We start from the raw sequence: 24738 nt of genomic DNA on the forward strand, positions 1-24738 counted from the left end.
TATTCTCCTTATATGAGTGTTTCGATGTTGTACTGTCCGTTTTCATAGCCCTTAATGGATAGGATGTTTTCAACTTTTCGACCGGTTGGGGTTCGTGCGATATGCACCACACAATGCACTGCTTCACCAATTAATGGTTCAATATCAGCAGGTGCTGCAGGATTTCGGCTTATTAATGATTTCAACCGTTGAAGGCCTGCAAGACAGTTATTGGCATGCAATGTGGCAGCACCTCCCTCATGACCTGTATTCCAGGCATCGAGTAAATCAAGGGCCTCACTGCCACGAACCTCGCCAACTAAAATGCGGTCGGGTCGCATCCTAAGGGTTGTTTTTAAAAGTTGAGTCATGCTGACATCGATGGTGGTGTGGTATTGAACGAAGTTTTGAGCACTGCATTGGATTTCACCGGTGTCTTCGATGATAAAGACACGTTCTGAAGGGGCGTGACTCACCATTTCATGGATAATGGCGTTTACCAAAGTTGTTTTGCCTGAGCCCGTGCCACCAATTACTAGGATGTTTCGATGCTTAACCACGGCGTTTTTAATCACAGTAGATTGTGCCTCAGTCATAATTTGGGCTTGCACATAATCTTCTAAACTAAAAACCGATATGGCTTTTTTACGAATAGCAAAGGTGGGTTTAGATACGATAGGTGGTAATTGCCCGGCAAAGCGTGAGCCATCGATGGGTAGCTCCCCTTCAAGAATGGGATTAAAACGTGTTACTTCTTTACCATGAAATCCGGCCACGGTTTTGATGATGGATTCAGCCCGCGTTTCAACGATGTTTCCGATGCAGTGCATGGTCTCGCCTAAGCGTTCTTGCCACAATCTGCCATCGGCATTAAGCATAATCTCAACCGTTTTAGGGTCATTTAAAGCATTCTCAATTAACGGACCTAAATCACGCCGTAGTTTTTCTTTGGCCCGATCTTTTACCGTGATGGCTGCGTCTTCTGGTTCTATCATCATGTTTCTTGTTGTCCTTTTTTAAAATAAGATGGAAAAGCCTAGGAGGATTGAATGTTGCGATGGCAAATTCTCAATGTGTCCGGTTTCAGTTAATGGATTAACCTGGTAGTTAGGGTTCTTCCCAAAGACATGTTGATAGCCAACAAAAAAAGCCCCATTGTCACTGAGGCCATAGCCAAGACCTGCTTGAAGTTCAGGGTTTAGTCGCACTAGGTCATTGACTTCATTTCTATCGACTTGTAATTGCCTGAATGCGATGCCTCCTTTAACAAATCCAAATAAGCCAGGGTTATCAAAAGGGGTGATTTTTAGTGTTGCTAGCGCATCCAGTAGGGGTTTCACAACCACGCTTACAGGTTCTCCACCCAATGTGTTCAGCACGGGTTTGGGAATGTCTAATCGCATGGTGTTGCCGTTTTGCATCCCGACTTCTAATCCCAAACTTAAAGATTCGGAAAACTCTCGTTGCAGCTCTAAACTCAAACGTCCCAATATGCTTTGACCATCACGAGCGTAGGCATCATTGTAAAAAGCAACACCTGTACTTCCTGAAATGCTAACGCGCGTGTTCGAGCAATCAAAGCAGTTACTGGCTGCTGGTTGTGAGGCTAAAAGTGCGACACTTAAAAACACATAATGACTCTTCATGACGTATCCTTTCGACTAAAAACGCGAGATGGCTCGAACGCGGCCCATCGTGTTGGATTTATTGCTGGCAGTTAATTCCCCGGTTGAAAAATTAATAAGCCATGCATTTGAGGTGCTTGCTTCTGTTGAAGTCCAATAATAATCAGGGGTAAAAGCCACAAGATTTTTTTGGCGTAAATGGGTGTGCATTAACTGAAGCTCATAGGCCGAAGGTAAATACCAGCTGCCATAGCAAATCGTTTCCTGGGTAATTGGGGTTTTGCATGGGGTGATGCCATCGGTTTGAATTTGAAATTGCGAGGCAGAAAGAGCTGCAAATTGGCCTTTTTGATTATCCATCGTTTGGCTTGCAATAATGAGGCGGGTATTTGTTTCTCCAGCACCTATCCCATCGCCTTTTGCATTGGTTATTTTATTTCCAGAAGCCCCATTGCGCCATTGAATGCCTTCTTCGGTTACATCAATTTTGCTGGTGATAAGACCATGTTGTTTGGATTCATCTACCCAAAAAATCACACCGCCGTGATAGGCTTCACCGATGTGATGTGCGTTTTGATTCGCTTTTAAAAGGGCTATTTCTTGAAAGAGGCTTTGGATATTCGTGTTGGCAATATCAATTAACGTATAGGCATACTGAATCTTTGCCCACATTTCTGTATCATTGGCCGCAAATGAAGAAACGGCGGGAACACAAAATAATAGTCCAATCATTTTTTTAATATTCATGAAGACTCCTTATGCATTAAAAGGAATGGATGGGAAGAACAAGCGCTTCGGTCGCTTTGTCCATGCTTATTGCCTTGCCACTGCTAAAGTCCAACAAATAAGCACTAGAGATACTTTCTTCGCTAGAGCTCCAAAAGCGTCCCGAAATCCCTTGGAAATATGCGTTTTGTTGTATCAGCTGTAATTCAGTTAAAGAGGGCAAATACCAATTGCCATAACAGATATGTGTTTTGTCACAAGGCGCCATGCCATCGTCCTGAACTGCAAATTGATGGGCAACTAGAGCTGCAAATTGCCCTTCTTGATCGTCAATCGTTTGTTCTGAAATAATGAGTTGCGTATTAGAAAGACCTGCAAAGACACCATTGGCTCTTGCATTCGTTGTTTTTTCACCGCTTTCACCATTTCTCCATTGAACTGCTGAATATGTGGCAGAGCCTTTGGCAGCAATAAGGCCATGCTGCCCAGACTCATCAACCCAAACTACTAAACCACCTTGATATGTTTCACCAATGTGGTGTGTTAGTTCTTTAAGTTCTGCCTCGATTTTTGTGTTTTGTTGATGCAGTTGAACTTGAACCACTTCAAGAGAATCATGAATTTGCTTGTCCACGTACTCTTTTGATGCGGGGCTTGCATGAATTAGGTTTGGTAGTGAAGCCAGTGAAAGAGTTAGTGCCATCTTTTTAAAACATAACTTTCTCATGATGCTTATCTCCCTATCGATGCCGTTCAGCAACTTTTAGTCCGAGTTTGAATGTGCGGATAAGACGGTCAACGATGTTTTCTTTACTGGCTATTTGTTCATCGAACCATGAGTCATTTTGTTGAGCGCTATTGATTCGTCTTTGAATTTCTTCTCGGTGAATAGATAATGATTTAGGGGCATCAAATCCCAATCGAACCTGGCCTCCTTTCACTCCTACTACAGTGCAGTAAATATCATCACCAATCACAATCGATTGCCCAAGTTTTCTTGTTAAAACCAACATAATGTTTCTCCTTCTGTTATTAAATTAAAAAGGCTTTGCATTGCTTGATATGCGCTTCGACCACTTTCGGGCTTGCAGGTTGATGATCTGTATCTGCAACATAAAATGAGGTTTTTCTTTTGATATCTCGACAAAAACTAATCATTTGAGGAAGGCTAGGCGGCATTTTTTGAAAATCCCTGCACGCCAAAATAGCTTGATTTAAAGTGTCATCATCAAAAGGGCTTAGACCCACCAACCACTCTTTCTTGCAAAACTCTAGGAAGCCTTCGTTCTTGAACTGGCTACGCCACAAATTTCCATAAAAAACAGCAAATCGACTAAACAGGTTATCGATGCGTTTTTTGCTATTGTCGGTAACGTTGGAAGTTGATGACGTTGTCTTGCTGGTATTCATCTTCATCTGTACTTGTTGATTCTCCTGCTTCTGGGATCCAGAAGGGATCGTGGTTTGCATCAGTATTTGTGCGGCACTTTTCATTTCTTTTCTCCTGCTTTAACTCGAGTTTGATTTCATCTTCCCAGCATTGTTGCGACAACCAGTTGGCTGGAAATTTCCAAGCAGGTGCCCATTCGCCATGTGCTTGCTTTGCTTGGTAAATCTTGATTTGTTGTTGAAGGGCTTTCAGCATGGTTTGCAACTGAAGCGTATCGGGATTGATTTGCTTGAAGATTTCAAAAGCACGCTCACGTGATTTTTTCTCGGGGTACATTTCCCAGAAAAGATCAAAGTTGCGTAATAAATAAATATAATTATTATCTTTTATATAAGGTGTGTCGGCTTGTGGGGTTTCATCTGTGTCGGCTTTTGTCCCTGCACGCTCGTTAAATCTTGTAGTTAGAAGGGGTTTTGTGTTCGGTTGTGTGTCGGCTTGCTGTGTTGGGTTTGTGTCGGGTTTATTTTGGACACAATAACGGATATCCGCTAAAAGGCATTTTAAAATCAGATTCATATCACAAGACTGAATGGCGATAAGTCCAGATCGCTCAAGTCCTTTAATGGCTCTACGAATTTGCTGGCGGCTAGGACAGCCTGATTCTTGAATACCAGGATGAGGTTCAATATAAAGTGACTCAGCAAGTGATTGATAGCTTATGCGGCGCTTAATCCCAACCATGAAGGTATTGCGATCCATGTATGGACGAATCCCACTTAAGTAAGTAATTTGCTGGAGATATGAAAGCCCACAGAGTGCATCCAATTCCTTGTTATTCACTGTAAAGTACATAAATAATCCGTTATTCCTTAACTAAAACTCTTAGCGCCTACAGAAACTTGTGTTACCATTTTGAGAACTTAAGGCTTAAAATGGCTCTTATTGAGTTATATTACTCGTTTCGAGTAATTAATAGATCCAAAATAACACATAAAGAGCAATTGTCAAGAGATAAAAGGATTAATTTATTATCCAAAAACCGTGGAATGGGTATGAACATCAAAGAGAAAATCGGCCAAAGAATCATGAATGAACGTAAAGCCAAAGGCTTGACGAGAAAGGCATTGGCTGAGTTGACCAGTGAATTGAAAACTTCACGTATTAATAATTATGAAAGAGGGGACCGTACCCCCGGCCCAACAGAAATTAAATTGCTGGCTGATGCACTAGAAGTTTCAGCCTCTTATTTGATGTGCTTAACCGATAATCGTGAAGGCAAGATGACTAGGTCCCCTGGCATGGGGGCATTGGTTCCTATCTTGGATTTCAAACAAGCAGTTGACCCAGTAGCCGTCATCCAAAAAATCAAAGAAGATGTTGATACCAAGGTTGAGTTTATTCCTGTTAGCACAGCTGTCAGCGATAGCATTGGAAAGAACGCTTTTGCGTTGCAGATCAAAGATGAAAGCATGATGCCTGAGTTTCGGATTAATGATGTCATCATAGTAGATCCTGATACCAGCCCTAAGCCTGGTGATTTGGTAGTGGCTTTGCTTGAGGGAGAGCAGGAGGTTATTGTTCGCAAATATAAGCAGTTATCAGCATCTAAAGAGACACAGCAGTTTGAGTTAATCGCGCTTAATGAGGATTGGGCTGATATTCGTGTAGGTTATGGTGAACTTCAGGCTCAGATTATTGGATGTGGGTTTAGTTTGGTTAGGGCTTTGAGAGTGTAGACTTACTTTTGATTGATGAGGAAAAACCAAAGCTACATTAAGACTCAAGCCATCTTGTTATTATAAAAATCATAATATATACAATGAAAAGGTCTTCCACAAAACGATCTTATTTCTTATGTCAGTAAGCTTGAAGAAAAAGGGATAGGATTTCATAGTATTACTGAATCTATTAACATGGAAACCACTTCTGGAACGTTTATGTTTCATGTCTTTGGCGCACTTTCGGAGTTTGAACGAAATTTAATTAAGGAGCGAACACTTGCTGGGCTCGAAGCGGCAAGGGCTAGAGGTAGGCAAGATGGCAGACCAGAAAAGCTGAATGATGAACAAAAAGAGCTAGTAAAAACACTCTATGCTAATAAAAGACATTCAATTCAATCTATTTGTAAGATGGTGGGTGTAGGGAAAACTACATTGTATAAGTATATTAATCAGTGATAAGTTAAAGGGAATAATTAAGGATGCTCATTTAATATGAAAGCCACTAATGAGATAAATAGGAACTCACACTTACAACATATTTTAACAACTTTGGAAGAGTTAATTATAATATCAAAAAAAACTGCTGCGCCATCGGATAATTGTTTTCAGTATATAGGTACAATTGTTGACAATACTATTGGACTTCTCACTGCTCCGGCTAATAGTTTGGATGGCGGCAATCGTAGGATCAGCTTTAATGACGATAATAATTGGGTTAGTCTTATGCAGGCAGTTCATCGATCTTTTTTATCGAGCATACAAACCTCAGTAGAAAGAGCACTTGCCGAAAGCTGCAAAATTATAGAAATCAAAAGTAAAAAAAAGATTAATTCTCTTTTAAAAGAACTGGACGGTAAATTAACAAATAAGCAAATCAAGTTAATTGAATCACTAGCTCCTAAAAAACCATCTTTCGACGATTACTTAGAAGCCTCTTTAAAAAATATCAGTTCTATGGCAGAAGATAGAAAAAAAATTTGGCGAAAATATTTTAAGTGCTTATCTATATTAAGAAATAAAGTTTCTCATTCAGATTGCTCATTAAGTACTATTGAAAGGGAGAGTTTAGTGCAAAACGGCTTTGCTTCTTTAGTGAATGGAAATGAATTGCAATTTAATAGTAGGTTGTATTCGCAAATATGTGATTATGTCATTCAGTTTTTTCAAGAGTTAGGGCATACACTAAAGCATTGATTCATCAAAGTTTCGAAAACGCACATACTTAATAAAGGCTATACAAAGTCTCTTCTAAGAATATTGATTATGGATAAATGTGTGTAAATCCTTATGGTAATTTGACCAGTTTGATTTTATCTGCGCATCGTCTTCTAAATGTCTAATTATTTCATATTTTAAAAATAGATTCAGTAAATTATCCACTTCACCATGAATGGATTCGACAGCATGTAAAAAGCCCTCTATCCTTGTTGATGTTTTAATTTTATGGGCTTGGGGATAAAGTATTAGTGGATAACAGGTATGAGTATGATCTACATATATAGCACCCCATCCCTCAACGAACTCTAGAGGGTAGAATTCCATTAAAAAAGTTGGATCGTCCTCATCAAAATCATATGTTAGAATGTATTTCTCTGCTTCACGTGCTGATGAGGTAAACTTATTAATTTCTTTTCTAACTTCCTCTAGCATTAAACAATGCAAATAGTATTCAAAGAAAGCGATAGATATTAAAGACCTATAACAAGGGGCGTTTTTGTATTCAGAGCAGTTTGCATATTTACTTTTATAAAATCCATTTAATATTGACATAATTATCCATAAATTATTAATACATATTAAAATATAGCATAATTAAGTTATAGAGCATGACGGGGGAAGGGCACTCGCTCAACAAATAATATGTTTACTAATTAGATCAGAGATAATGTTTTAAATTAGCTATACTTCAATCAAATTAATTGCTGGATATTACCCATGGATGATGAATTAGAAAACTTCAAAAAAAAATATATTGAAGGACTAAATGCTCGCTTAAAACATGATCTTTCCGATGAAGAAATATGGATTGTACGAGAGTTTTTAAAAATACATAGCATCAACTTTAATGAAGAAGAAATTATAAAAGAGCATCAAGGTAGTAAAACAGATATTTCTTTTAAAGATTGCAGCTTTCAGTTAAAAAAAATCCTTTACCCAGAAGATTATAAAATTAAAGATGAAGACCAGAAATTCAAGAACCGTATTACTAATGCAAAAACTCGAGATGAATTAATTAATGCTAATCCTGGTTTTGAAGGTGAGTATCTTGAACCAGAATATTTAAGTGAGAAGATCATTCAAAATTCTTTTGAATTGGCAAACAGAAAGAGGCGAGACAAACCGCAGTATCCGCTTGAAATACGTGAAAAATTAGATCTTCTATTTCATATTGAAGTTGATCTAGCTAATGCAAAACAAAGGCCACAAGGAATCATTTATGATAAAAAAATTTCTGAGCGGCTCAAGGATACTGGATGGAGGTCAATTTCATACTTATATGGCCCGTTATCATTGATTCTATATGTATCAGAATATGCACCAAATATACTGAAGAGAGCTTCCTCCCAACAAACTTAAGTTATTCACAAATAGAACATCTCTTTTACTTAGAATTAATAACTGTATTTCTTAACTTCAATAAAATTGATCTTCTGTAGCATTAAAGGTCAAGCATATGAGTTAACAAAACCCCCGTTTTTCATCCTGATGAGCTAGTCAAGAAGGAGTCGCCATTTTATACAGTACACAAGTCTAAGTTGCTATTGCTATGTACCTTAATTGATCATTTATGTGTCGTAGGGGGAAGGGCGAGCATTTGATATAAAATATCAGGGTTTAAAATCAAATGTTCTTTTTCCTTTTTTGAAAGTTTTTTGATGAGGCGTTCTATCTGCATAGCAGTGGATTTGTCGCCCAGCACCTCCCAACTTTGGGCTATCGAGAGTGGTTTGAAGCTCTTTGTGTATTTGGCACCTTTTCCAGAAATATGTGCTTGAAAGCGCCTTTCAAGATTATCGGTATATCCTGTGTAGTAGCTATTGTTTTCACATTTAAGCATGTATACCCACCAGGATTTATGAAGTTGAGTTTTATTCAATATATTGTGTAACTCATTTTAATTTATAATTTTTGATTTCAAAACAGGTTACTTCTCGGTTCCAATAGGTTGTTGTTCCAGTATTAATCATACCAGCCTTTAGAAGAACCTTATAAGAAGCAACATTATTAGGTTCAACCACAGCCATTAGAGTTGGTATATTCAGATTATCAAAACCCCATTTAATTAAGGCGGTAGTCAGTTCAGTAGCTTAGCCTTTTCCCCAATATCTTGAGTGTAAACGGTAACCTACCTCTATTTGGGGTTGGTTGTCATCGTAGCCAAGATAAATCAAGCCGGCCTGACCGATAAAATGATTAGTATCTTTTTCACGTACTGAAAAAAAACTAAACCCATGTTTGGCATAATGTTCAATAGCCATATTCAAAAAAGTTGCAACCATAGCTTTTGTCCGAACACCGTCGCCTATATAACGCATCACTTCTGGATCTGATTGAAGTTCGAATACTTCATCAAGGTCTTCTAATTTGGGTGTTGTCAAAATAAGCCGTTCTGTTAATAGGAATATAGCCATGATTTTTTATGAATCGGTTAGGAGGGATCGATTATCATTATAAATCGAGTTGGTTTTTTGTCACACAATAACTTGTGAGGGAAAGGTATATTTTTTTAGATAGATAATGTGCCGTATCTGTTAACTGGGTTGTCAAAACCCTTAGACCATTACGTGAACAGAACTTGGCTTTGAACCCAGGTGTCAGAGAAGACATGCACTAAAAAAGTGTAAAATAATTTGTGTTCAAAAAAACACACATTTATGGAATAATGCTAATCAGTTCGTAATGATGTTGTATGTACAGATATTTTATTTGCAATAAAAGAATCCTTGATAATGGTTGATTTTTGATAATCTATTGATCTAAATTTTTTATAAAATAAATAGTACAAAATTTTGATTACCAAATTTTGGAGGGACTATGGAATTATTGGATGCAGTGGAGTCATTGGTGAAAAATCCTCTCCTTGATACAGTGATTTTAGAGGATTGTATTTTAAATAAAAGCTTGATTGAATCATATAAAAACTCAGATACCCATAAGATCAGGAAGTTAACCACAAATAAAAGGAACTTTTCGGATATGACACATGTGATCCCGTATCCCGATATGACACATGTTTTTACACTGACCTAATAGGGAGTTAAGTGAAAGTTTTAGCGTTAGTTGGTACTGGAATTAAAACAATCGCTCATATTACAGAGGAAGCAAAAGGATATATATGTACTTGTGACAAGGTATTGTATTTAGTTAATGAACCCTTGCTAGAGCGTTATATTCATAAATTAGCGAAATTATCAGAGTCATTGGATGCAATCTACTTTAACTCTAACTCAAGAGAAAATGCTTATAAAAATGTGGCACAATTTATTTATAGAGAGATCGAAGATGTAGACTCTCTATGTGTTGTTATATATGGCCATCCATGTGTATTTGCCACTCCTGGATTGCTTGCTTTCTCTGGGCTTAGTAATAACATTAAAACAGTAGTGTGTCCCGGTATTTCAGCTCAAGACTGTTTATATGCCGATCTTAGATTTGACCCTGCATCTGGAGGTATACAGTCATTTGATGCTACGGAATATCTTTTGTACGATAGATCAGTAGATACTTCTTCTCATGTAGTGGTTTACCAGATTTGTATGGTTGGAAATTTGGGGTTACCAACGAATACAGTCAATTTGGAAGCCATCAATTTTATTAAAAATAAATTAACTAAGCTCTATAAAAATGGAAAAAAGGCTATTATTTACGAAGCTGCTCTTTATCCTGGTACTTATCCAAAGATAACTGAGTTTGAGTTAGAGCAACTTGATAGGCAAGAGTTAACAACATTATCTACTTTGTATATTCCTCCCGATGAAAATCTTCGAGTGCCGAGTTCTGATGCATTAAGGTTATTAAATCAAATGGCATAGGTTAAGTGGATGTATCTAATATTTATTTAAGGTGAGGGAGTACAATGAGCTCAACAGTCAGCTCTTCTAAGGTAGGCTTTTCTTTTAGGGATTTACCAGTCGCTTGTAAATTGTTATTAGCTCTTTCTTTTATAGAAGCTATTGGAGGCGGCCTATCTTATCATATTGCGTATTTTTTTAGTGTAAGCACTAATTTTAATAAATTAAATATTGGTTTTTTAGGCTTTGCAATGGGGATTGGAGCCATTTTGGGCAGTATATGTGGTGGATACGTTACGGGCAAAGCACAAGCAAAGGATATCATAGGCACAAGTTTCTTACTCATAGGAGTAGCGTTTGTTATTTTAGCAAAAGTAAGTTCCTTTCATTTATCTGTTGCCTTTGTATTTTTAATGGGATTTGGAATCAACTTGTTTATCACTTGCAGTAACTCATCTTTTTTGCAGATTTCAAGAAAGACAAATCACAGTTTAACGATTGCTCAATCTTACAAAAATGCACTAGAAAATACTGGTGGTATTGTGGCAATGGTATTAATAATGCTTTTAGCGCAAAATCATTTTAAATTAGCAATGATTTTGGTTGGCGTTACTTTAATAGTATTTTCAACCGTTATTTTTATAAAATTAGAAATCAGCAATGATGATGTAGTTGCAACAACCAGTAATAAGGAAGAGATTGAGACAATCTATAGCTCGCTCATTCCAATGTTATTTTCAGTATTTTGCATCGGTTTGACTTATGGGATACAAAAAACAGTACTAGGGATTCACTTAAACGAAACAATTGGAAGTTCTTTAGTTATTGGATTTTTTTTCGCAACTGATCCAATTTTAATTGCATTATTTCAAGTAAAATTATCAAAACGAATTGAGGGTTTCAATAAACATGCAGTTGCTTGTATAGGCTGTATTTTATTAGGAGCATCAACCTTTTCTATGGGTTTGTCTACTACTATACTAGGAATGTTTTGTTCGCTATTAGTTTTTACTCTTGGTGAAATGTTATTTATGGCATATTCTGTTGCATTATGTCATCAATATGGAAGTTCTAATCACAGTGGCTTAGGAATAGGGGCGTGGCGTAGTGCATATGCGTTAGGCATGATGATTGGTCCTCTCATATCAGGTATAGCGATGTATTATTTCAATGCCCAAAGTGCTTGGACAATATCTTCTTTGCTTTGTTTCATGAGTGCTTTCTTAGTATTTAATTCTAAAAGAGAACGGCGGTTAGAGGCTGTTTATTGAGATGCATCCTTTAAAAAATGGTGCATCTTGACAGAAATTCCCATTATTTAAATTCTGCATCCCAGCGTCATTTTTGAACAAATGATGAATGTCCGATAGCCAATCCTTTTTACTCTCAAACCCATGGTAATAATGAAATTGAGATTTTTTGGCCTTTTCTTCAAGAATTGTATTGGCCCACTCTTCATGAGTAGAGGAAAATAATTCTTTATATTTAGTTGCAGCGATTTTTATATTTTCAAGCTCAGACATTAAAGTCGCTTTTTTTCTGGATAAACCTTGATATGGTCTGAAAATAGGATGTTGAAGCGAAAAATATACTGGATTTTTTTCAACATGTTTTTTAGGTATTAATATAGATGGTTCTGTTTTTAGTTTATAAATATCTTTTAAAACATAGGAAACCCATGATGCAGGCAAGAACTCATCCGTGTTACTAAAAGAAAACCCATACTTTTCACCTATTAGAATTTCAAAGATATATTTAGCAGTATCTTGAATAAAAAAATCGCGCTCTAAATTCGACTTATCAAAAGCAACCCTAAAAATATGTTGATAATAGTCTCCATAGTAGGTGTAAGCATAAGAATTTAGATAATATTTAAAGAAATACTTATTAATATGTATCCAATCAGGATTATTAACTATATTTTCTATCCATTTTTCAGAGAAGTAAACAATTGAGGCCCTCCATTTACTTTCAGATGGGCAAGACTGGTAAATTCGCTTAAAGAGATCACTGTGATCATGATATGAATTGGGGATGGTGCAGTCAATTCCAGAACGAATAAGACGATTATGGCTTCTTTTGCATCCAATGTTTTGTGTTACAAGAGTCGTTTGTGCCCCAGCTTTTACAGAAAGTATGCTATTAGGTAAATATCGTTTAAGTGGTTTTACCTGGGTTACATGTCCAATATTAAAAAAAGCTCCTTTTTTATCAATGTAAACAGGATACGTTTCATTTTCTGCATTACCTCTTAAGTACCATTCAAAGCATTTATCTAAGACAAGACCTAATGGACAACTATGAAATCCATAAATAAGGTCTTTCGTAATTGACTCTATAGATGAAAAATTATTAAGGGATTTAAGCTTTCCTTGGTGCGGAATATAAAAGGTTTCAGAATCACCAATTAAATCACCATATCCAAAATTAAAAAGATAAAGTGGGAAATCATTTCCGGGCGCTATTTCATCAACTAAGAAAAAAAACTCAGGATTAGATCTTTTTACTTCTTCTTTAATTTCATCCCAACATACTTTAGTAAAATTCCTACAAAATTCCATATTCGTATCATTATTGGTTAATTTATTGTTATTTTGAACTGAAATGCGATTTGTCCAAATATTTTAGTGATGTAAATGACAAGGGCATTATGCTTTAATCCCATCACTCTTGTCAAAACCGATTGAGATAAAAAATATTTTTAAATTATTTTCTGTAGCTATCTACAGAAAAGTTGAAAAGGAGTTTTCGTTGTGGAAAATAATTTTAGGCTACAAATCTGTAGGCACATCATTAAGTATCTATTAGAGTCAACTAACTATACTCTAATAGATATAGCTGCTTTATTAAACTGCTCAATAAGACAATTACATTCTATTTATTTCGATGAGTTAATGCCAACAAATCCACATTGCGAAAGGGATCTTCTAAGGCTTTATCATTTAATTCTTGAACTCAATACAAATAATCAATATGTGCATCAGGGATTTAAATGGAGTTGCATATGAACACATTAAATATTGAAGTGGATGCAAAGTTTTTAGGCGCCCAAAGGAAAACTATCTGGCAAATGGCTGCATCAGGCGTACTACTAATATCACCTTATATTAAACTTTGATTGCCATTGTACGAATAAATTTTTAAGGTATAGCCCAAAAAAAATTTGCAGTGATATGCTCGATATGCTCTAATAAATGCTCGAAACGAGTATTTATTATGTGTGATTTACAGGAGTTTAGAAGTCATGAACAATATTCACCTAATTCCCCGATTAATTCGTTTAAGAGACGCTCCGTCCTATGTAGGTATGGATCGACATCGATTTAATAAAGATGTCAGACCAAGCCTGGTTGAGATTCCAATGGGAACACAAGGTATTGCATTTGATCGACTTGATTTAGACGCTTGGGTAGACGATTATATACAGTGTAGTGGTCGTCCCGCGGCAGTAAAAAGTAGGAGTTTGGAATTATGGGACGAAAAAGAACACCAGGACTGCAAAAGCGTGGCAGCGTCTGGTGTATTGACAAAAAGGTCTTCGGACGACGACTTTGTGAAAGCACTGGTACTGACAACCTCGAAGAGGCGGAAAAGTATCTCGCAAGGCGTCTCGAAGAGATAAGATTAGCAACAGTCTACGGTGTTCGCCCAAAAAGAACATTCAAAGAAGCCGCTACTAAATTTCTGATGGAAAACCAACACAAACGCAGTATCAGTGATGATGCTGGTCGTTTGCGAGAAGTGGTTAAATACATTGGCGATTTGCCTATTGAAGCAATTCATATCGGTAGCTTGCAATCCTTTATTGAAGGTCGAAGAAAGGATAATGTGAGTATGCGAACTATCAATCATGGTTTGAAAATTGTTAGGCGTATATTAAATTTAGCGGCCAGTGAATGGATGGACGAGTTTGGCTTAACCTGGCTAATTTCAGCGCCAAAGATAAAACTTTTGCCTGAGCCAGATTTAAGGAAGCCTTATCCATTAAGTTGGGATGAACAGCACAAGCTGTTTCAGCAGTTACCCGAACATCTGAAAAATATGGCTTTGTTTGCCGTAAATACAGGGTGTCGGGATCGCGAAATATGTGAACTGCGCTGGGATTGGGAAATACAAATTCCAGAATTGCCACACATCATCGTTTTTATTGTACCAGGTGAACTGGTCAAAAACGGTGAGGAACGGCTGATTGTTTGTAATGAAACAGTTCGGGAAGTTATAGAAGGGGAGAGAGGTAAACATCCTACTCATGTTTTTAGTTTTAAAGGTCGACCACTAAGTCGTATGTTATCGACTGGTTGGCGACAGGCTAGGGACAAGGCGAAATTGCCTGAAGTAAGAGTGCATGATTTAAAGCATACTTTTGGTAGACGGTTAAGAGCTTCAGGGGTAAGTTTTGAAGATAGGCAAGATTTACTTGGGCATCGTTCAGGTAGGATTACAACTCACTATTCCTCAGCTGAGTTGCAAAGTTTATATCAAGCTGCGAATAAGGTTTGTGAGAATCGTAAAAGCGGAGTGATATTAACGTTATTGAGAAACCTAAAGAGTAGACCTGCATGTCAAAATACTCTAAGGGAAAGTCACGTAGGTTTGTAAGTGCGTGATCTAGGTCACGCAAAAGTCACGCAAGGACTTTTGCGTTAAAACAGGTGATCAACGTAAGTTATTGATTTTAAAGGTATAAATTGGTGGGCCCACTAGGACTTGAACCTAGGACCAACGGATTATGAGTCCGCTGCTCTGACCAACTGAGCTATGGGCCCGGAGAGGGGGTCATTTTAAACTTAATTTGCTTAATGTTCTAGTTTTTTTTGTGATTTTTTTAAAGCATTTTCCTCTCCCGTTAGGGAGAGGGGAGGGAAGGGTAAAGAGGTCACAAATCCTTTTTATCCTTCCTCTAATTTGGATAACTAGCCTTCATCGCCTTCAAGGAAGCTTCTCAGCTTTTCTGAACGAGATGGGTGGCGTAGCTTGCGGAGCGCTTTGGCTTCGATCTGACGAATCCGCTCGCGGGTTACGTCAAATTGCTTGCCCACTTCTTCCAGTGTATGGTCGGTATTCATTTCAATACCAAAACGCATGCGGAGTACTTTGGCTTCTCTTGGCGTTAACGTTTCCAAGATTTCTAAAGTTGCTTCGCGAAGCCCTTCGGCGGTTGCCATGTCGATTGGCGACTCGATGTTATTGTCTTCAATGAAGTCACCTAAGTGCGAATCGTCATCATCACCAACAGGGGTTTCCATGGAAATAGGTTCTTTGGCAATTTTTAAGACTTTACGAATCTTGTCTTCGCTTAATTCCATTTTTTCAGCTAATTCTTCAGGTGTGGCTTCGCGGCCAGTTTCCTGCAGGATTTGTCTGGAAATACGGTTAAGCTTGTTAATCGTTTCGATCATGTGTACCGGAATACGTATGGTACGTGCCTGATCGGCAATCGAACGAGTAATTGCCTGTCTAATCCACCAGGTAGCATAGGTTGAGAATTTGTAACCGCGACGGTATTCAAATTTATCTACGGCTTTCATCAGACCGATGTTACCTTCCTGAATTAAATCAAGGAATTGTAAGCCACGGTTGGTGTATTTTTTCGCAATGGAAATTACCAAACGTAAGTTTGCTTCAACCATTTCTTTTTTGGCGCGTCGTGCTTTGGCTTCGCCAATCGACATTTTACGATTGATGTCTTTAATTTCACCAATTGTTAAACCGTATTCGAGTTCGAACGCGACCAATCGAGATTGGATACGCAAAATTTCCTCGGTATATTCCTCAATACGAACCATATCGAGTTTTTTACCGTGTTTGCTAACAATGCTATTGAGCCATTCCATGTCGGTTTCCTGACCTGGGAATGTATCAATAAATAGTTTTCGTGGAATACGCGCTTTTTCAATACAAAGACGCATAATACTGCGCTCAAACTCTCTAATGTGGTTACGCAGCTGTCGGAAATGACGTGTTAAGCGATCAACTTGTCTGGACGTGAGCTTGAGCTTTAAGAATGACTCAGACATAGCTTCTAAAGCTTTTTCGCTTTTAGCATGTTCTCTGCCAAATTCTTTTAAAGCAGCAGCGGCGATTTCATAAGTTGCACGTAAGTCATCAAAATAAATTTTAGCTTGCTCTGGGTTTGGACCATCATCAACTTCTCCCAAACCACCACCTTCGCCGTCTTCATCTTCTTCATCATCAGACAGCAGCAATTCACCCACTTGTTCTTCATCGAGCATAGAGCCAATGCTTGAAGCAGGAGCTATTTCATCTTCAACATCAGAGAAACCACTAATAATTTCATTGAGACGAATTTCTTGAGCATTGAAACGATCATAATCGTCAAGCACTAACTGTACAGTTTCTGGATAATGAGCCAAAGACTTAAGGACTTGATAAATACCTTCTTCGATGCGCTTCGCAATGCGGATTTCGCCTTCACGAGTCAACAGCTCGACTGTACCCATTTCACGCATGTACATACGAACTGGATCGGTAGTACGGCCAGTTTCTTTGTCGACAGAGGCGAGTACCATGGCGGCTTCTTCGATATCCGGTACTTCTTCTGTATTCAGCAGAAGTGCCAGTTCATCATCACCTGGTGGCAACTCAAATACTTTAATGTTCATGCCTTCCAGCATGCTGATAATAACATCAAAATGTTCTGTATCGACGATATTAGGCAGCAAGTCATTGATTTGACTGTAGGTCAAATAACCTTGCTCCTTGCCTAGGCTGATGACTTTGGTTATCTGTGAGCTTTGCTGTTCTTGATCATTCGTGGTCATAGGCACTTCTCTAGGGACAATTGGATATTTTCCTAAAAAACAATGGAATCTACAGTATCTATAGCACTAATTGGATTTAGATTGCTTCTTTAGGATTACAAAACCTTACAATTATAAACCTTGAGACTGCAACATACCAGTAGTTTTTCATCGCTTTTTTCTGGGCCTCTTCTTTACAAGATTTTAGCACATTATGAATAATTGCAAGAGCTAGGGTAAATGCCAATTGCAAAGTAAAAAATTCTCTTATTCAAGCTATTTTCCAAATCAAACATGACGTTCTTTTAACATCTCTTGTAATTTTATTCGTTCTACTTCACTTAATCCCTGCTGACGTGATTTATTAATCAGCTGGCGAATGTTTAATTCCCGATTTTGTTTTTGCAAAAAGAGCATAATATCGATAAATTCTTTAACCAATTCTGGCTCGGGAACCAGATGATCCCACGCGGCGAGTTTGTTCATGGAGTCAAAATAAGGATGTTCACGCCATGATTCAATGAGGGTTGCTGTAGTTGCCTGTGGATTGGTTGCCAATTGCTGTAACACCTGCAATAGGATCTCATGTTCTTTTGAATCGAGAAGCTCAAGGTTGATTTTGGGTTTGATCTGAGCATAAATTTCTGGATGTTGGAGGAGCAAAGCCACCGCGATACGCATTGGCGTACGCGCAATAGTCATTGTCTGCTCCTGCTGAGGTGTTTTCGACTCCTCAGTAATCAACTGATTCAATCGATGCGTTTCGATATGAGTTAAACGTGCCAAATCTTCAATGAGCAATTGCTTGTATGAACCTTCATCCATTTTCTGTAAAAACGGTTTCGCCAAATTAATAAGCTGGGTTTTTCCTGCAGGTCGAAGCAGATTAAGGTCTTTGGCTAAGTTATCAAAAAGAAAACGATGTAATGGGGTTGCTTGCTTAATTCGATTTAAAAAATTCTCTTTTCCTTCCTGGCGGACCAAGCTATCCGGATCATGGCTATCTGGTAAAAACATAAAACTGGCATCAAGCCCCAAATTCAAATGCGGCAAGCTGCTTTCCAGCGCGCGCCATGCAGCTTGTCTTCCTGCATTATCCCCATCAAAACAAAAAATCAGTGATTTGGTGTGTTTGGAAAGTAGCTGAATATGGTAGGTGCTGGTTGCTGTGCCTAAAGTGGCTACGGCATTCATAATTCCATGTTGGGCTAAGGCAATCACATCCATATAGCCTTCAACCACAATAATGTACTCAATCGTTTTTTGCTGGCTTAGAATTTGATGCAAACCATACAATTCCCGGCTTTTTTGAAAAATCACGGTTTCCGGGGAGTTGAGGTACTTGGGTTTTTGCTCGTTGTCTAGGACGCGTCCGCCAAAACCTATAATGCGTCCATGGCGGTCATGAATGGGGAACATGATCCGGTTACGATACCGATCATAGATTTTTCCATCATCGTTTTTAATCAACATCCCCGTGGTTAGCAGTTCCCGTTGATTGCGAGGAAACGCTTTTTCGAGGTGATGCCAGCCCTCACTTGCAAAACCTAACTGATATAGCTTCGCAATTTCTCCGCTTAAACCTCTTCCTCGTAAATAATTAATGGCAGGTTGACCTTCATGTTTTAATTTTTTTTGATAATAAAGACTGACATCCGCTAAGAGTTTATATAGATCCAGGGAGGGATTATTTTTCTCGTTTTGTTTGTCTCTTGGGATGGTTAAACCCACGCGAGTTGCCAGGGTTTCAACTGCATCGACAAATCCCTGATTAAGGTAATTCATCACAAAGCTGATGGCATTGCCTGAGGCACCACAGCCAAAACAATGATAAAACTGTTTTTTAGCTACGACGTTAAAGGAAGGGGATTTTTCGTTATGAAAAGGACAGCAGGCAATATGACTGTTCCCTCGTTTTTTCAAGGGAACATAGCTGTCAATTAGTTCAACCAGATCCGTTCTATGGAGGAGATCATCAATGAATGGCTGCGGGATTAAGCCAGACATGTTGCTCCTTAGCTTAATTGAGCCTTAATCATGGCACTAACTTGAGCCATATCAGCCCGTCCTTGCAAGCTAGGTTTTAAGATCGCCATTACTTTACCCATGTCAGCCATTTTTTCAGCTCCGGTTGAAGCAATAGCGTCTTGAACCATTTGTTTAATTTCAGCTTCAGATAAAGGCTCTGGCAAGTATTTCTTAATGATGTCCAATTCAAATTGTTCTTGCGCCACCAAATCATCACGATTGGCTTTTTCGTATTGTGCTATAGACTCTTTGCGTTGTTTGCTCATTTTATCCAGAATCACCAACATACGCTCATTATCTACTTCAATACGCTCATCCACTTCGACTTGTTTTACTGCTGCAGTAATTAAACGAAGTGTGGATAAAAGCTCTTTATCCTTAGCTCGCATTGCATCTTTGACATCGTTATTAAGGCGTTCTTTAATTGTCATTTTTATTCCTTAAAATCTAATGAGCAGCTCGGCTCCTAAGTCTAGGAACGGCTATCTGGTTCATCTTGAACAAACCGAACCGTTCCTCAAGATTTTTATATACTTTGAAAAGCTAAAGGCCACTAAATACGACATCATAATCATAATTATTTGTGACTATGCGAAGTATATGTGGCCTTAGTAAAAAATACAGGACAGAAAATCCTATTTACGTCGGCGTTTTCCGCCTTGTTGTTTTGCTGTCATATCACGAGAAATTTTCTTCAGATGACGTTTTACCGCAGCTGCTTGTTTGCGCTTACGCTCAGCAGTTGGTTTTTCATAAAATTCACGACGGCGTAATTCGGTTAAAATACCGGCTTTTTCACAAGAGCGCTTGAAACGGCGCAATGCATATTCTGGATTTTCGCCTTCTTTGACGCGAACGGTAGGCATTAAACTAGTCCTCTGGTTATTTGATCTTAATAGGTGGGCAATTCTAGTGCTAGTTGAAGCACTCGTCAAGTTTTAAGTAGATAAATTTTGTTTTTAACCTATTAGATCACGTTCGAAAGCTACCGGATAGGGAGGTGTTTCGTCGATACAGTGCTTAAATCTGTGGTACAATTGCTGAATTTTTTTATCAGGCTCTTAATTTTATGTTGGTTTTAGGTATTGAATCCTCCTGTGATGAAACTGGGGTGGCAATTTACGATTCAGATGCTGGTTTATTAGCGCACGCTTTGCATTCGCAAATAGATACTCACCGTGTGCATGGCGGGGTAGTTCCTGAACTTGCTTCACGTGATCATATTAATTATTTGATTCCTTTGCTTGATAAAGTATTGCTACAAGCAGGTCTTGATAAAAAAGCACTGGATGGCGTTGCTTATACAGCTGGGCCGGGTTTAGTTGGTGCATTATTAGTGGGATCCTGTTTTGCTAAAAGTTTAGCTTATGCATTACAAATCCCTGCTTTAGCTATTCATCATTTGGAAGCACATCTTTTAGCAGCAAAAATGGAAACTCCTTCGCTCGAATTTCCCTTTATTGCACTTTTGGTATCCGGCGGTCATTGCCAATTGGTTGAAGTTAAAGATCTGGGGGACTATCGTATCCTCGGTGATACTTTAGACGATGCTGTGGGCGAAGCGTTTGATAAAACTGCTAAGTTAATGGGAATACCTTACCCAGGAGGCCCAGTACTTGCCGCCTTAGCGGATCAATGTGAATCAACCCCTTATCGATTCCCGCGTCCAATGACGGACAGGCCTGGTCTTGATTTTAGCTTCAGTGGTTTAAAAACATTTGCATTAAACACCTGGAATCAAAGTGCTAAAGATGAGCGTGCATGTGCTGAGATTGCTAAAGCATTTCAGCAAGCAGTCGTCGATACGTTAATGATTAAATGCAAACGAGCCATACAGGAATCGGGGTGCAAACGATTGGTGGTAGCGGGAGGAGTTGGTGCAAATAAAGCCTTACGCTTGGGCTTGCGTGAATGGATTGAGAGTATTGGTGGAATGATTTATTTTCCAGCTTTAGAATATTGTACGGACAATGGAGCGATGATTGCTTATGCTGGATGTTTACGGATGATGCGTGGAGAAAAAGATTCAGGTATGGGGGTGGAAGTTAAAGCAAGATGGCCTTTAGCTTAATTTTTTGTTCTGGTATCAAATGCAAAAGATTCATTTAATACCAGGTATTAATTGCACGAAAGCAACCGCCAATAGAGATTTAATAAGAACAGAAAGAACAGCCTTGGTTCTCAACATTCTCTTCCTCGTCGTCTCGACCTTTTGATAAATCTCTAATTTTGCTGCCATCCATATGAAATAGCTTTTTTGCAGCATCAATGAATTTTGCCAACAAACCTCTAGTGTCTAACAGCTCTTTTGCTCGCGCACTTCCATAATTAATTCCGCAATGTGTAACAGTTGGTTGGGCTGTTAGTTTGCCTTCATTGTCTGTTAAATCGACATCTATAGTCATCAACGCTTGATAAACGTATGGTTTTTCCCCCTTTGGGTCATCTGGATAAATTTTTAATATCTCTTTCCCATTAACTACCACTAAAGCCTCTTGAGTTACTACTTCTTGTAGAATAAAGCCCTTTTCTGTTGTAAGGAAATTGAGTGCTCTTTTTTGCCAAACAGGGGAGGATAGATTATTTGGGCTGGGATCTAGTGCCGGGGCAAATATGCGGGCTTCCCCTTGATGTTGCTCACGGCTGCAGAAAAATTTTTGTCCTATAACTCCTTTTTTATTAAGCTCATTGAACGCTTGGTCTGCAGCTGCAGTGGCTGGACTTAGCCCGCCTTGGCCCAATAGCAGCTTTAATTGAATAAGAGCATCATCTTGCTGATTTTCAGGCATACGGAAAAGAAGATGAGTCTTTAAAAAATTGCTTAATTCTTCCTGTTCACAGAAATAACGCCCATCGCTATATTTTGCAAATTTTCCTTCGTTTTTGAGTAGCTGCTCTAAACTCATGCCATCGATGGTTATGGAGGCGCGCTCTGTAAATCTAGCCGATAGTTGTGGATTTACAGGTCTCTTTTTTATATATTCGATCTCATGAAAAGGACTTGCTGTTGTGGTATCAAAAGAATAATACGTTTTACCCTCTCTCTTTTCGAACACATAGTTATGATCTTTATACCCCATTATTTTCCCCCAAAATTCGAACTTAATGGACTTATTATATACAGTTGAAATATTAATGTACATCCTGGGAGGTGGTTTAAGGTTCTTTTAAGGGAGTAAATGTTCTATATGGGTATGGCATTCATACCCATAGGGTGTCGGTTCAATCATTTGCTGAAAAAAGACAACTTTTGTAGGTTAAATCCAACTAAAGCCGTTGTAATTACCAAAGAACGAACTCCGCTAGACAATGGAGTTTTTATTCTTCTTTTTCTTTCTTTGCTTTAGATTTTACGGGTGCAGATTTTTTAGCTGCTTTGGTTTTCTTTTCGGGTTCTTCAGTCTTTTTAGGCGTTGCTTTTTTTGCTTTAGGTTTAGTCACCACGGTTTCAGTGATGATGACTTCTTCTACTTCAATTACTGTTTCTGTGGGTATGGTTTCAGTTTTAGCCGGGGTAACAGCATGCTCCGTTTTGCCTTCCATCATGCTATCGAGAACATCATCTTTCAATTTTATTTTAGGTTCTTTCTTATCAATAAGACGAATAATATTCTCTTTATGTTTGTAAAGGATTAAGAGCGCCATAATGAAGATGGGTGGAAAAATATCTAGGCGTTGAATCAGCAGCAGGGAATAAAATGGGGCAAAACCAATTGCGGTGATGGATGCTAAAGAGGAGTACCGTGAAAACTTGGCGACGGCCAACCAGGTTGCTGCAACTAAAACACCAACAAGAAACTGGAAGCCCAAGAGTGCCCCAATAGCTGTTGCAACTCCTTTTCCTCCTTTGAATTCAAAGAAAACAGGGTACATATGGCCAATAACCGCGGCTAGAGCGGTAAATCCTATTGTTATTGGATCAGCACCTAAGATTTTGGCAATGAGTACGGGAATCGTACCTTTGAGGAGATCGGCAGCCATAACCAAGGCCGCATATTGCTTTCCTGCAATGCGTAATACATTTGTAGCCCCGGGATTTTTTGAACCCTCTGTCCGTGGATCTGGCAAAGAGCAAGCGCTGCAGACAATAACCGCAGAACAGATAGATCCCATTAAATATGCAAGAACTACCAAAAATATGAATAACATCACCGATTGCTCCTTATCCGGAAAGTAACTTATTATTAATTAATCTTTATTGGCTAGCAAGTAGTTGCACCTAACTCAACTTTTTGAACTGGAATAAACAGGTCTTATTCTACAGTTTATACTTATAAATATAGCGCTTGTAAGTCATTGGTGTAACGTCTGCCAAAAGCAGTGACTTGCCAATGAGTATCCGTGAGCGTGATGAGCTTTTTCTGTTCGGCTATTTTGAGCTTGGGGAGTAAATCATTCAATGCTAACCCCGTAGTTTGGGTAAAGAGTTCTAAGGGGATGGCTTGTTCTAAACGGGTAGTGTTGAGCATAAATTCAAACAGAAGATCTTGGGCCGTTACGGTTTCCATACTTGCCAAAAAAGGTTTATCTGAGGCGAGATATTCTTTAGGTTGACGATGCTTACGTGTTCTTTGGATTCCTTTTGGGGTTGTGATTTTGCCATGAGCTCCAGCGCCTATACCTAAATAATCGCCAAAGAGCCAGTAATTCAAGTTATGCCGAGCTTGTCGCGCAGATTGAGCAAATGCAGAAATTTCATAGCGCTCAAAACCAGATTCTTTAAGTAAAGCGAGTCCTTCTTCTTCCAAGCACCATGCTTCATCTTCAGAAGGTAATGGAGGTTTTTCTTTGTAAAATACCGTATTTGGTTCTATGGTTAATTGGTACCAAGACAAATGTTCTGGTTGATGAGCAATCGCCGCCCGTAAATCTTCGATTCCTTGGGCCACGCTTTGCTTGGGTAAACCGTGCATAATGTCCAGATTGAGATTGTTAAAGCCGGCATTTCGTGCGGATTCGATAGCTCGATGCGCTTGTTGTGCATCATGAATACGACCCAAAGTATTTAAATGTTCGGGATTGAAGCTTTGAATACCTAAGGATAGTCGATTAATCCCAATTTGTCGGTATTCAGTAAATCGTTGTTGCTCTACAGTGCCTGGGTTGGCTTCCATAGTGATTTCAATATCCTGCGCAAAGGATAAAAGCCGTCTTAATTCGGTAAATAATGTATCGTATGCTTGCGCGGAAAACAAACTTGGAGTGCCTCCGCCAATGAAAATGGAACAAATCTCACGTGCTTCAAAGTGCTGCAAATCAGTTTTTAAGTCAGCAAGAAGCGCTTGAACATAATTTTGTTCTGGTAAACTCTCAGGACTTTTATGAGAATTAAAGTCGCAATAAGGGCACTTGCGAATGCACCATGGAATATGAATGTACAACGATAAAGGGATCATTACTCTTTTTAAGACTGGCTTGTTTGGGAATGCAATAGTATCATGTTGCAAGTTTTCTAACAAAAAATGTAATCATGCAAGTTGCTTTCTTTCCTGCTTT

The 24738-nt window shown here is 38.6% G+C and carries 26 protein-coding genes, 1 tRNA gene and 1 pseudogene; 9 read left to right on the forward strand and 19 right to left on the reverse strand.

Annotated elements, in window-relative coordinates; all coding sequences use genetic code 11:
* Window positions 1–8: 8 nt before the first annotated feature.
* The 7 genes from trbB to ACWTEW_RS02490 are packed head-to-tail and all read right to left on the reverse strand — an operon-like array spanning window position 9 to window position 4572.
* Window positions 9–977, reverse strand: coding sequence for a P-type conjugative transfer ATPase TrbB (gene trbB / locus ACWTEW_RS02460; RefSeq protein ID WP_019234688.1), 969 nt, complete (start codon window positions 975–977; stop codon window positions 9–11).
* An 18-nt stretch (window positions 978–995) separates the two neighbouring features.
* Window positions 996–1625, reverse strand: coding sequence for a hypothetical protein (locus ACWTEW_RS02465; protein ID WP_028378551.1), 630 nt, complete (start codon window positions 1623–1625; stop codon window positions 996–998).
* Window positions 1626–1640: 15 nt separating this feature from the next.
* The gene (locus tag ACWTEW_RS02470) at window positions 1641–2351 is read right to left on the reverse strand and encodes an Lcl C-terminal domain-containing protein (RefSeq protein WP_028378550.1); all 711 of its coding nucleotides are present in this window, start codon (window positions 2349–2351) and stop codon (window positions 1641–1643) included.
* A gap of 16 nt (window positions 2352–2367) precedes the next feature.
* On the reverse strand, window positions 2368–3057 hold the full coding sequence (locus tag ACWTEW_RS02475; RefSeq protein ID WP_032831999.1) for a hypothetical protein: 690 nt from the start codon (window positions 3055–3057) through the stop codon (window positions 2368–2370).
* A 13-nt stretch (window positions 3058–3070) separates the two neighbouring features.
* The gene (gene csrA, locus ACWTEW_RS02480) at window positions 3071–3343 is read right to left on the reverse strand and encodes a carbon storage regulator CsrA (protein WP_028378548.1); all 273 of its coding nucleotides are present in this window, start codon (window positions 3341–3343) and stop codon (window positions 3071–3073) included.
* A 19-nt stretch (window positions 3344–3362) separates the two neighbouring features.
* Complete coding sequence (locus ACWTEW_RS02485) at window positions 3363–3671, reverse strand: hypothetical protein (protein WP_028378547.1); 309 nt, start codon at window positions 3669–3671, stop codon at window positions 3363–3365.
* Between the two features lie 19 nt (window positions 3672–3690).
* Window positions 3691–4572, reverse strand: a complete 882-nt coding sequence (locus ACWTEW_RS02490) for a hypothetical protein (RefSeq protein WP_028378546.1) — start codon at window positions 4570–4572, stop codon at window positions 3691–3693.
* Between the two features lie 200 nt (window positions 4573–4772).
* Between ACWTEW_RS02490 and ACWTEW_RS02495 the strand changes: the two genes are divergently transcribed.
* The 3 genes from ACWTEW_RS02495 to ACWTEW_RS02505 all read left to right on the forward strand — a co-directional run bounded on the left by ACWTEW_RS02495 (window position 4773) and on the right by ACWTEW_RS02505 (window position 6635).
* Window positions 4773–5456 (forward strand): helix-turn-helix domain-containing protein, encoded by a 684-nt coding sequence (locus tag ACWTEW_RS02495; RefSeq protein WP_032832002.1) that lies wholly within the window; start codon window positions 4773–4775, stop codon window positions 5454–5456.
* 111 nt (window positions 5457–5567) lie between these two features.
* The gene (locus tag ACWTEW_RS02500; RefSeq protein WP_202972556.1) at window positions 5568–5897 is read left to right on the forward strand and encodes a recombinase family protein; all 330 of its coding nucleotides are present in this window, start codon (window positions 5568–5570) and stop codon (window positions 5895–5897) included.
* Window positions 5898–5933: 36 nt separating this feature from the next.
* Window positions 5934–6635, forward strand: coding sequence for a hypothetical protein (locus ACWTEW_RS02505; RefSeq protein ID WP_019234697.1), 702 nt, complete (start codon window positions 5934–5936; stop codon window positions 6633–6635).
* A 54-nt stretch (window positions 6636–6689) separates the two neighbouring features.
* Here the strand turns inward: ACWTEW_RS02505 and ACWTEW_RS02510 are convergent, their stop codons facing one another.
* Window positions 6690–7211 (reverse strand): hypothetical protein, encoded by a 522-nt coding sequence (locus tag ACWTEW_RS02510; RefSeq protein WP_019234698.1) that lies wholly within the window; start codon window positions 7209–7211, stop codon window positions 6690–6692.
* A 165-nt stretch (window positions 7212–7376) separates the two neighbouring features.
* Here ACWTEW_RS02510 and ACWTEW_RS02515 point away from each other — a divergent pair, with 165 nt between their 5' ends.
* Complete coding sequence (locus ACWTEW_RS02515) at window positions 7377–8018, forward strand: PDDEXK family nuclease (RefSeq protein ID WP_028378544.1); 642 nt, start codon at window positions 7377–7379, stop codon at window positions 8016–8018.
* Between the two features lie 205 nt (window positions 8019–8223).
* On the opposite strand, the gene ACWTEW_RS02520 is transcribed toward ACWTEW_RS02515, so the two are convergent.
* Complete coding sequence (locus tag ACWTEW_RS02520) at window positions 8224–8499, reverse strand: GIY-YIG nuclease family protein (RefSeq protein WP_028378543.1); 276 nt, start codon at window positions 8497–8499, stop codon at window positions 8224–8226.
* Between the two features lie 52 nt (window positions 8500–8551).
* Window positions 8552–9073 (reverse strand): annotated as a pseudogene (locus ACWTEW_RS02525) (GNAT family N-acetyltransferase).
* Window positions 9074–9476: 403 nt separating this feature from the next.
* On the opposite strand from ACWTEW_RS02525, the gene ACWTEW_RS02530 reads away from it, so the two are divergent.
* Genes ACWTEW_RS02530 through ACWTEW_RS02540 form a run of 3 tightly spaced genes read left to right on the forward strand, consistent with a single transcriptional unit; the run spans window position 9477 to window position 11724 of the window.
* The gene (locus tag ACWTEW_RS02530; RefSeq protein ID WP_028378542.1) at window positions 9477–9692 is read left to right on the forward strand and encodes a hypothetical protein; all 216 of its coding nucleotides are present in this window, start codon (window positions 9477–9479) and stop codon (window positions 9690–9692) included.
* A gap of 11 nt (window positions 9693–9703) precedes the next feature.
* Window positions 9704–10474, forward strand: coding sequence for an SAM-dependent methyltransferase (locus tag ACWTEW_RS02535; RefSeq protein ID WP_058479879.1), 771 nt, complete (start codon window positions 9704–9706; stop codon window positions 10472–10474).
* A gap of 44 nt (window positions 10475–10518) precedes the next feature.
* The gene (locus ACWTEW_RS02540) at window positions 10519–11724 is read left to right on the forward strand and encodes an MFS transporter (RefSeq protein WP_058479880.1); all 1206 of its coding nucleotides are present in this window, start codon (window positions 10519–10521) and stop codon (window positions 11722–11724) included.
* Here ACWTEW_RS02540 and ACWTEW_RS02545 read toward each other — a convergent pair.
* Window positions 11707–13014 carry a hypothetical protein gene (locus ACWTEW_RS02545; RefSeq protein ID WP_028377808.1) on the reverse strand — a complete coding sequence of 436 codons (1308 nt, stop codon included), beginning with the start codon at window positions 13012–13014 and terminating at the stop codon, window positions 11707–11709. The genes ACWTEW_RS02540 and ACWTEW_RS02545 overlap by 18 nt on opposite strands.
* A gap of 910 nt (window positions 13015–13924) precedes the next feature.
* On the opposite strand from ACWTEW_RS02545, the gene ACWTEW_RS02550 reads away from it, so the two are divergent.
* Entirely contained in the window at window positions 13925–15052 is a 1128-nt protein-coding gene (locus ACWTEW_RS02550) for a tyrosine-type recombinase/integrase (protein ID WP_028377809.1), read from the forward strand.
* 90 nt (window positions 15053–15142) lie between these two features.
* On the opposite strand, the gene ACWTEW_RS02555 is transcribed toward ACWTEW_RS02550, so the two are convergent.
* From ACWTEW_RS02555 to rpsU, 5 genes are all read right to left on the reverse strand, one after another.
* A tRNA-Ile gene (locus tag ACWTEW_RS02555) sits at window positions 15143–15219 on the reverse strand.
* Between the two features lie 147 nt (window positions 15220–15366).
* Window positions 15367–17235, reverse strand: a complete 1869-nt coding sequence (gene rpoD, locus ACWTEW_RS02560; protein WP_454780199.1) for an RNA polymerase sigma factor RpoD — start codon at window positions 17233–17235, stop codon at window positions 15367–15369.
* Window positions 17236–17502: 267 nt separating this feature from the next.
* A complete protein-coding gene (gene dnaG / locus ACWTEW_RS02565) occupies window positions 17503–19221 on the reverse strand; it encodes a DNA primase (RefSeq protein WP_454780200.1) in 1719 nt (572 codons plus the stop codon).
* A gap of 8 nt (window positions 19222–19229) precedes the next feature.
* A complete protein-coding gene (locus tag ACWTEW_RS02570) occupies window positions 19230–19673 on the reverse strand; it encodes a GatB/YqeY domain-containing protein (RefSeq protein ID WP_454780201.1) in 444 nt (147 codons plus the stop codon).
* A gap of 204 nt (window positions 19674–19877) precedes the next feature.
* The gene (gene rpsU / locus ACWTEW_RS02575; protein WP_010652681.1) at window positions 19878–20108 is read right to left on the reverse strand and encodes a 30S ribosomal protein S21; all 231 of its coding nucleotides are present in this window, start codon (window positions 20106–20108) and stop codon (window positions 19878–19880) included.
* A 203-nt stretch (window positions 20109–20311) separates the two neighbouring features.
* Here rpsU and tsaD point away from each other — a divergent pair, with 203 nt between their 5' ends.
* The gene (gene tsaD, locus ACWTEW_RS02580) at window positions 20312–21313 is read left to right on the forward strand and encodes a tRNA (adenosine(37)-N6)-threonylcarbamoyltransferase complex transferase subunit TsaD (RefSeq protein ID WP_454780202.1); all 1002 of its coding nucleotides are present in this window, start codon (window positions 20312–20314) and stop codon (window positions 21311–21313) included.
* A gap of 79 nt (window positions 21314–21392) precedes the next feature.
* Here tsaD and ACWTEW_RS02585 read toward each other — a convergent pair whose 3' ends face one another.
* The 3 genes from ACWTEW_RS02585 to hemW form a co-directional block, all read right to left on the reverse strand.
* Window positions 21393–22322 carry a hypothetical protein gene (locus ACWTEW_RS02585; protein WP_454780203.1) on the reverse strand — a complete coding sequence of 310 codons (930 nt, stop codon included), beginning with the start codon at window positions 22320–22322 and terminating at the stop codon, window positions 21393–21395.
* Window positions 22323–22560: 238 nt separating this feature from the next.
* Window positions 22561–23394 carry a glycerol-3-phosphate 1-O-acyltransferase PlsY gene (gene plsY, locus ACWTEW_RS02590; RefSeq protein ID WP_454780204.1) on the reverse strand — a complete coding sequence of 278 codons (834 nt, stop codon included), beginning with the start codon at window positions 23392–23394 and terminating at the stop codon, window positions 22561–22563.
* 119 nt (window positions 23395–23513) lie between these two features.
* Window positions 23514–24638, reverse strand: a complete 1125-nt coding sequence (gene hemW / locus ACWTEW_RS02595) for a radical SAM family heme chaperone HemW (RefSeq protein ID WP_454780205.1) — start codon at window positions 24636–24638, stop codon at window positions 23514–23516.
* Window positions 24639–24738: the final 100 nt, after the last annotated feature.

It is taken from the genome of Legionella stuttgartensis (assembly GCF_977063405.2).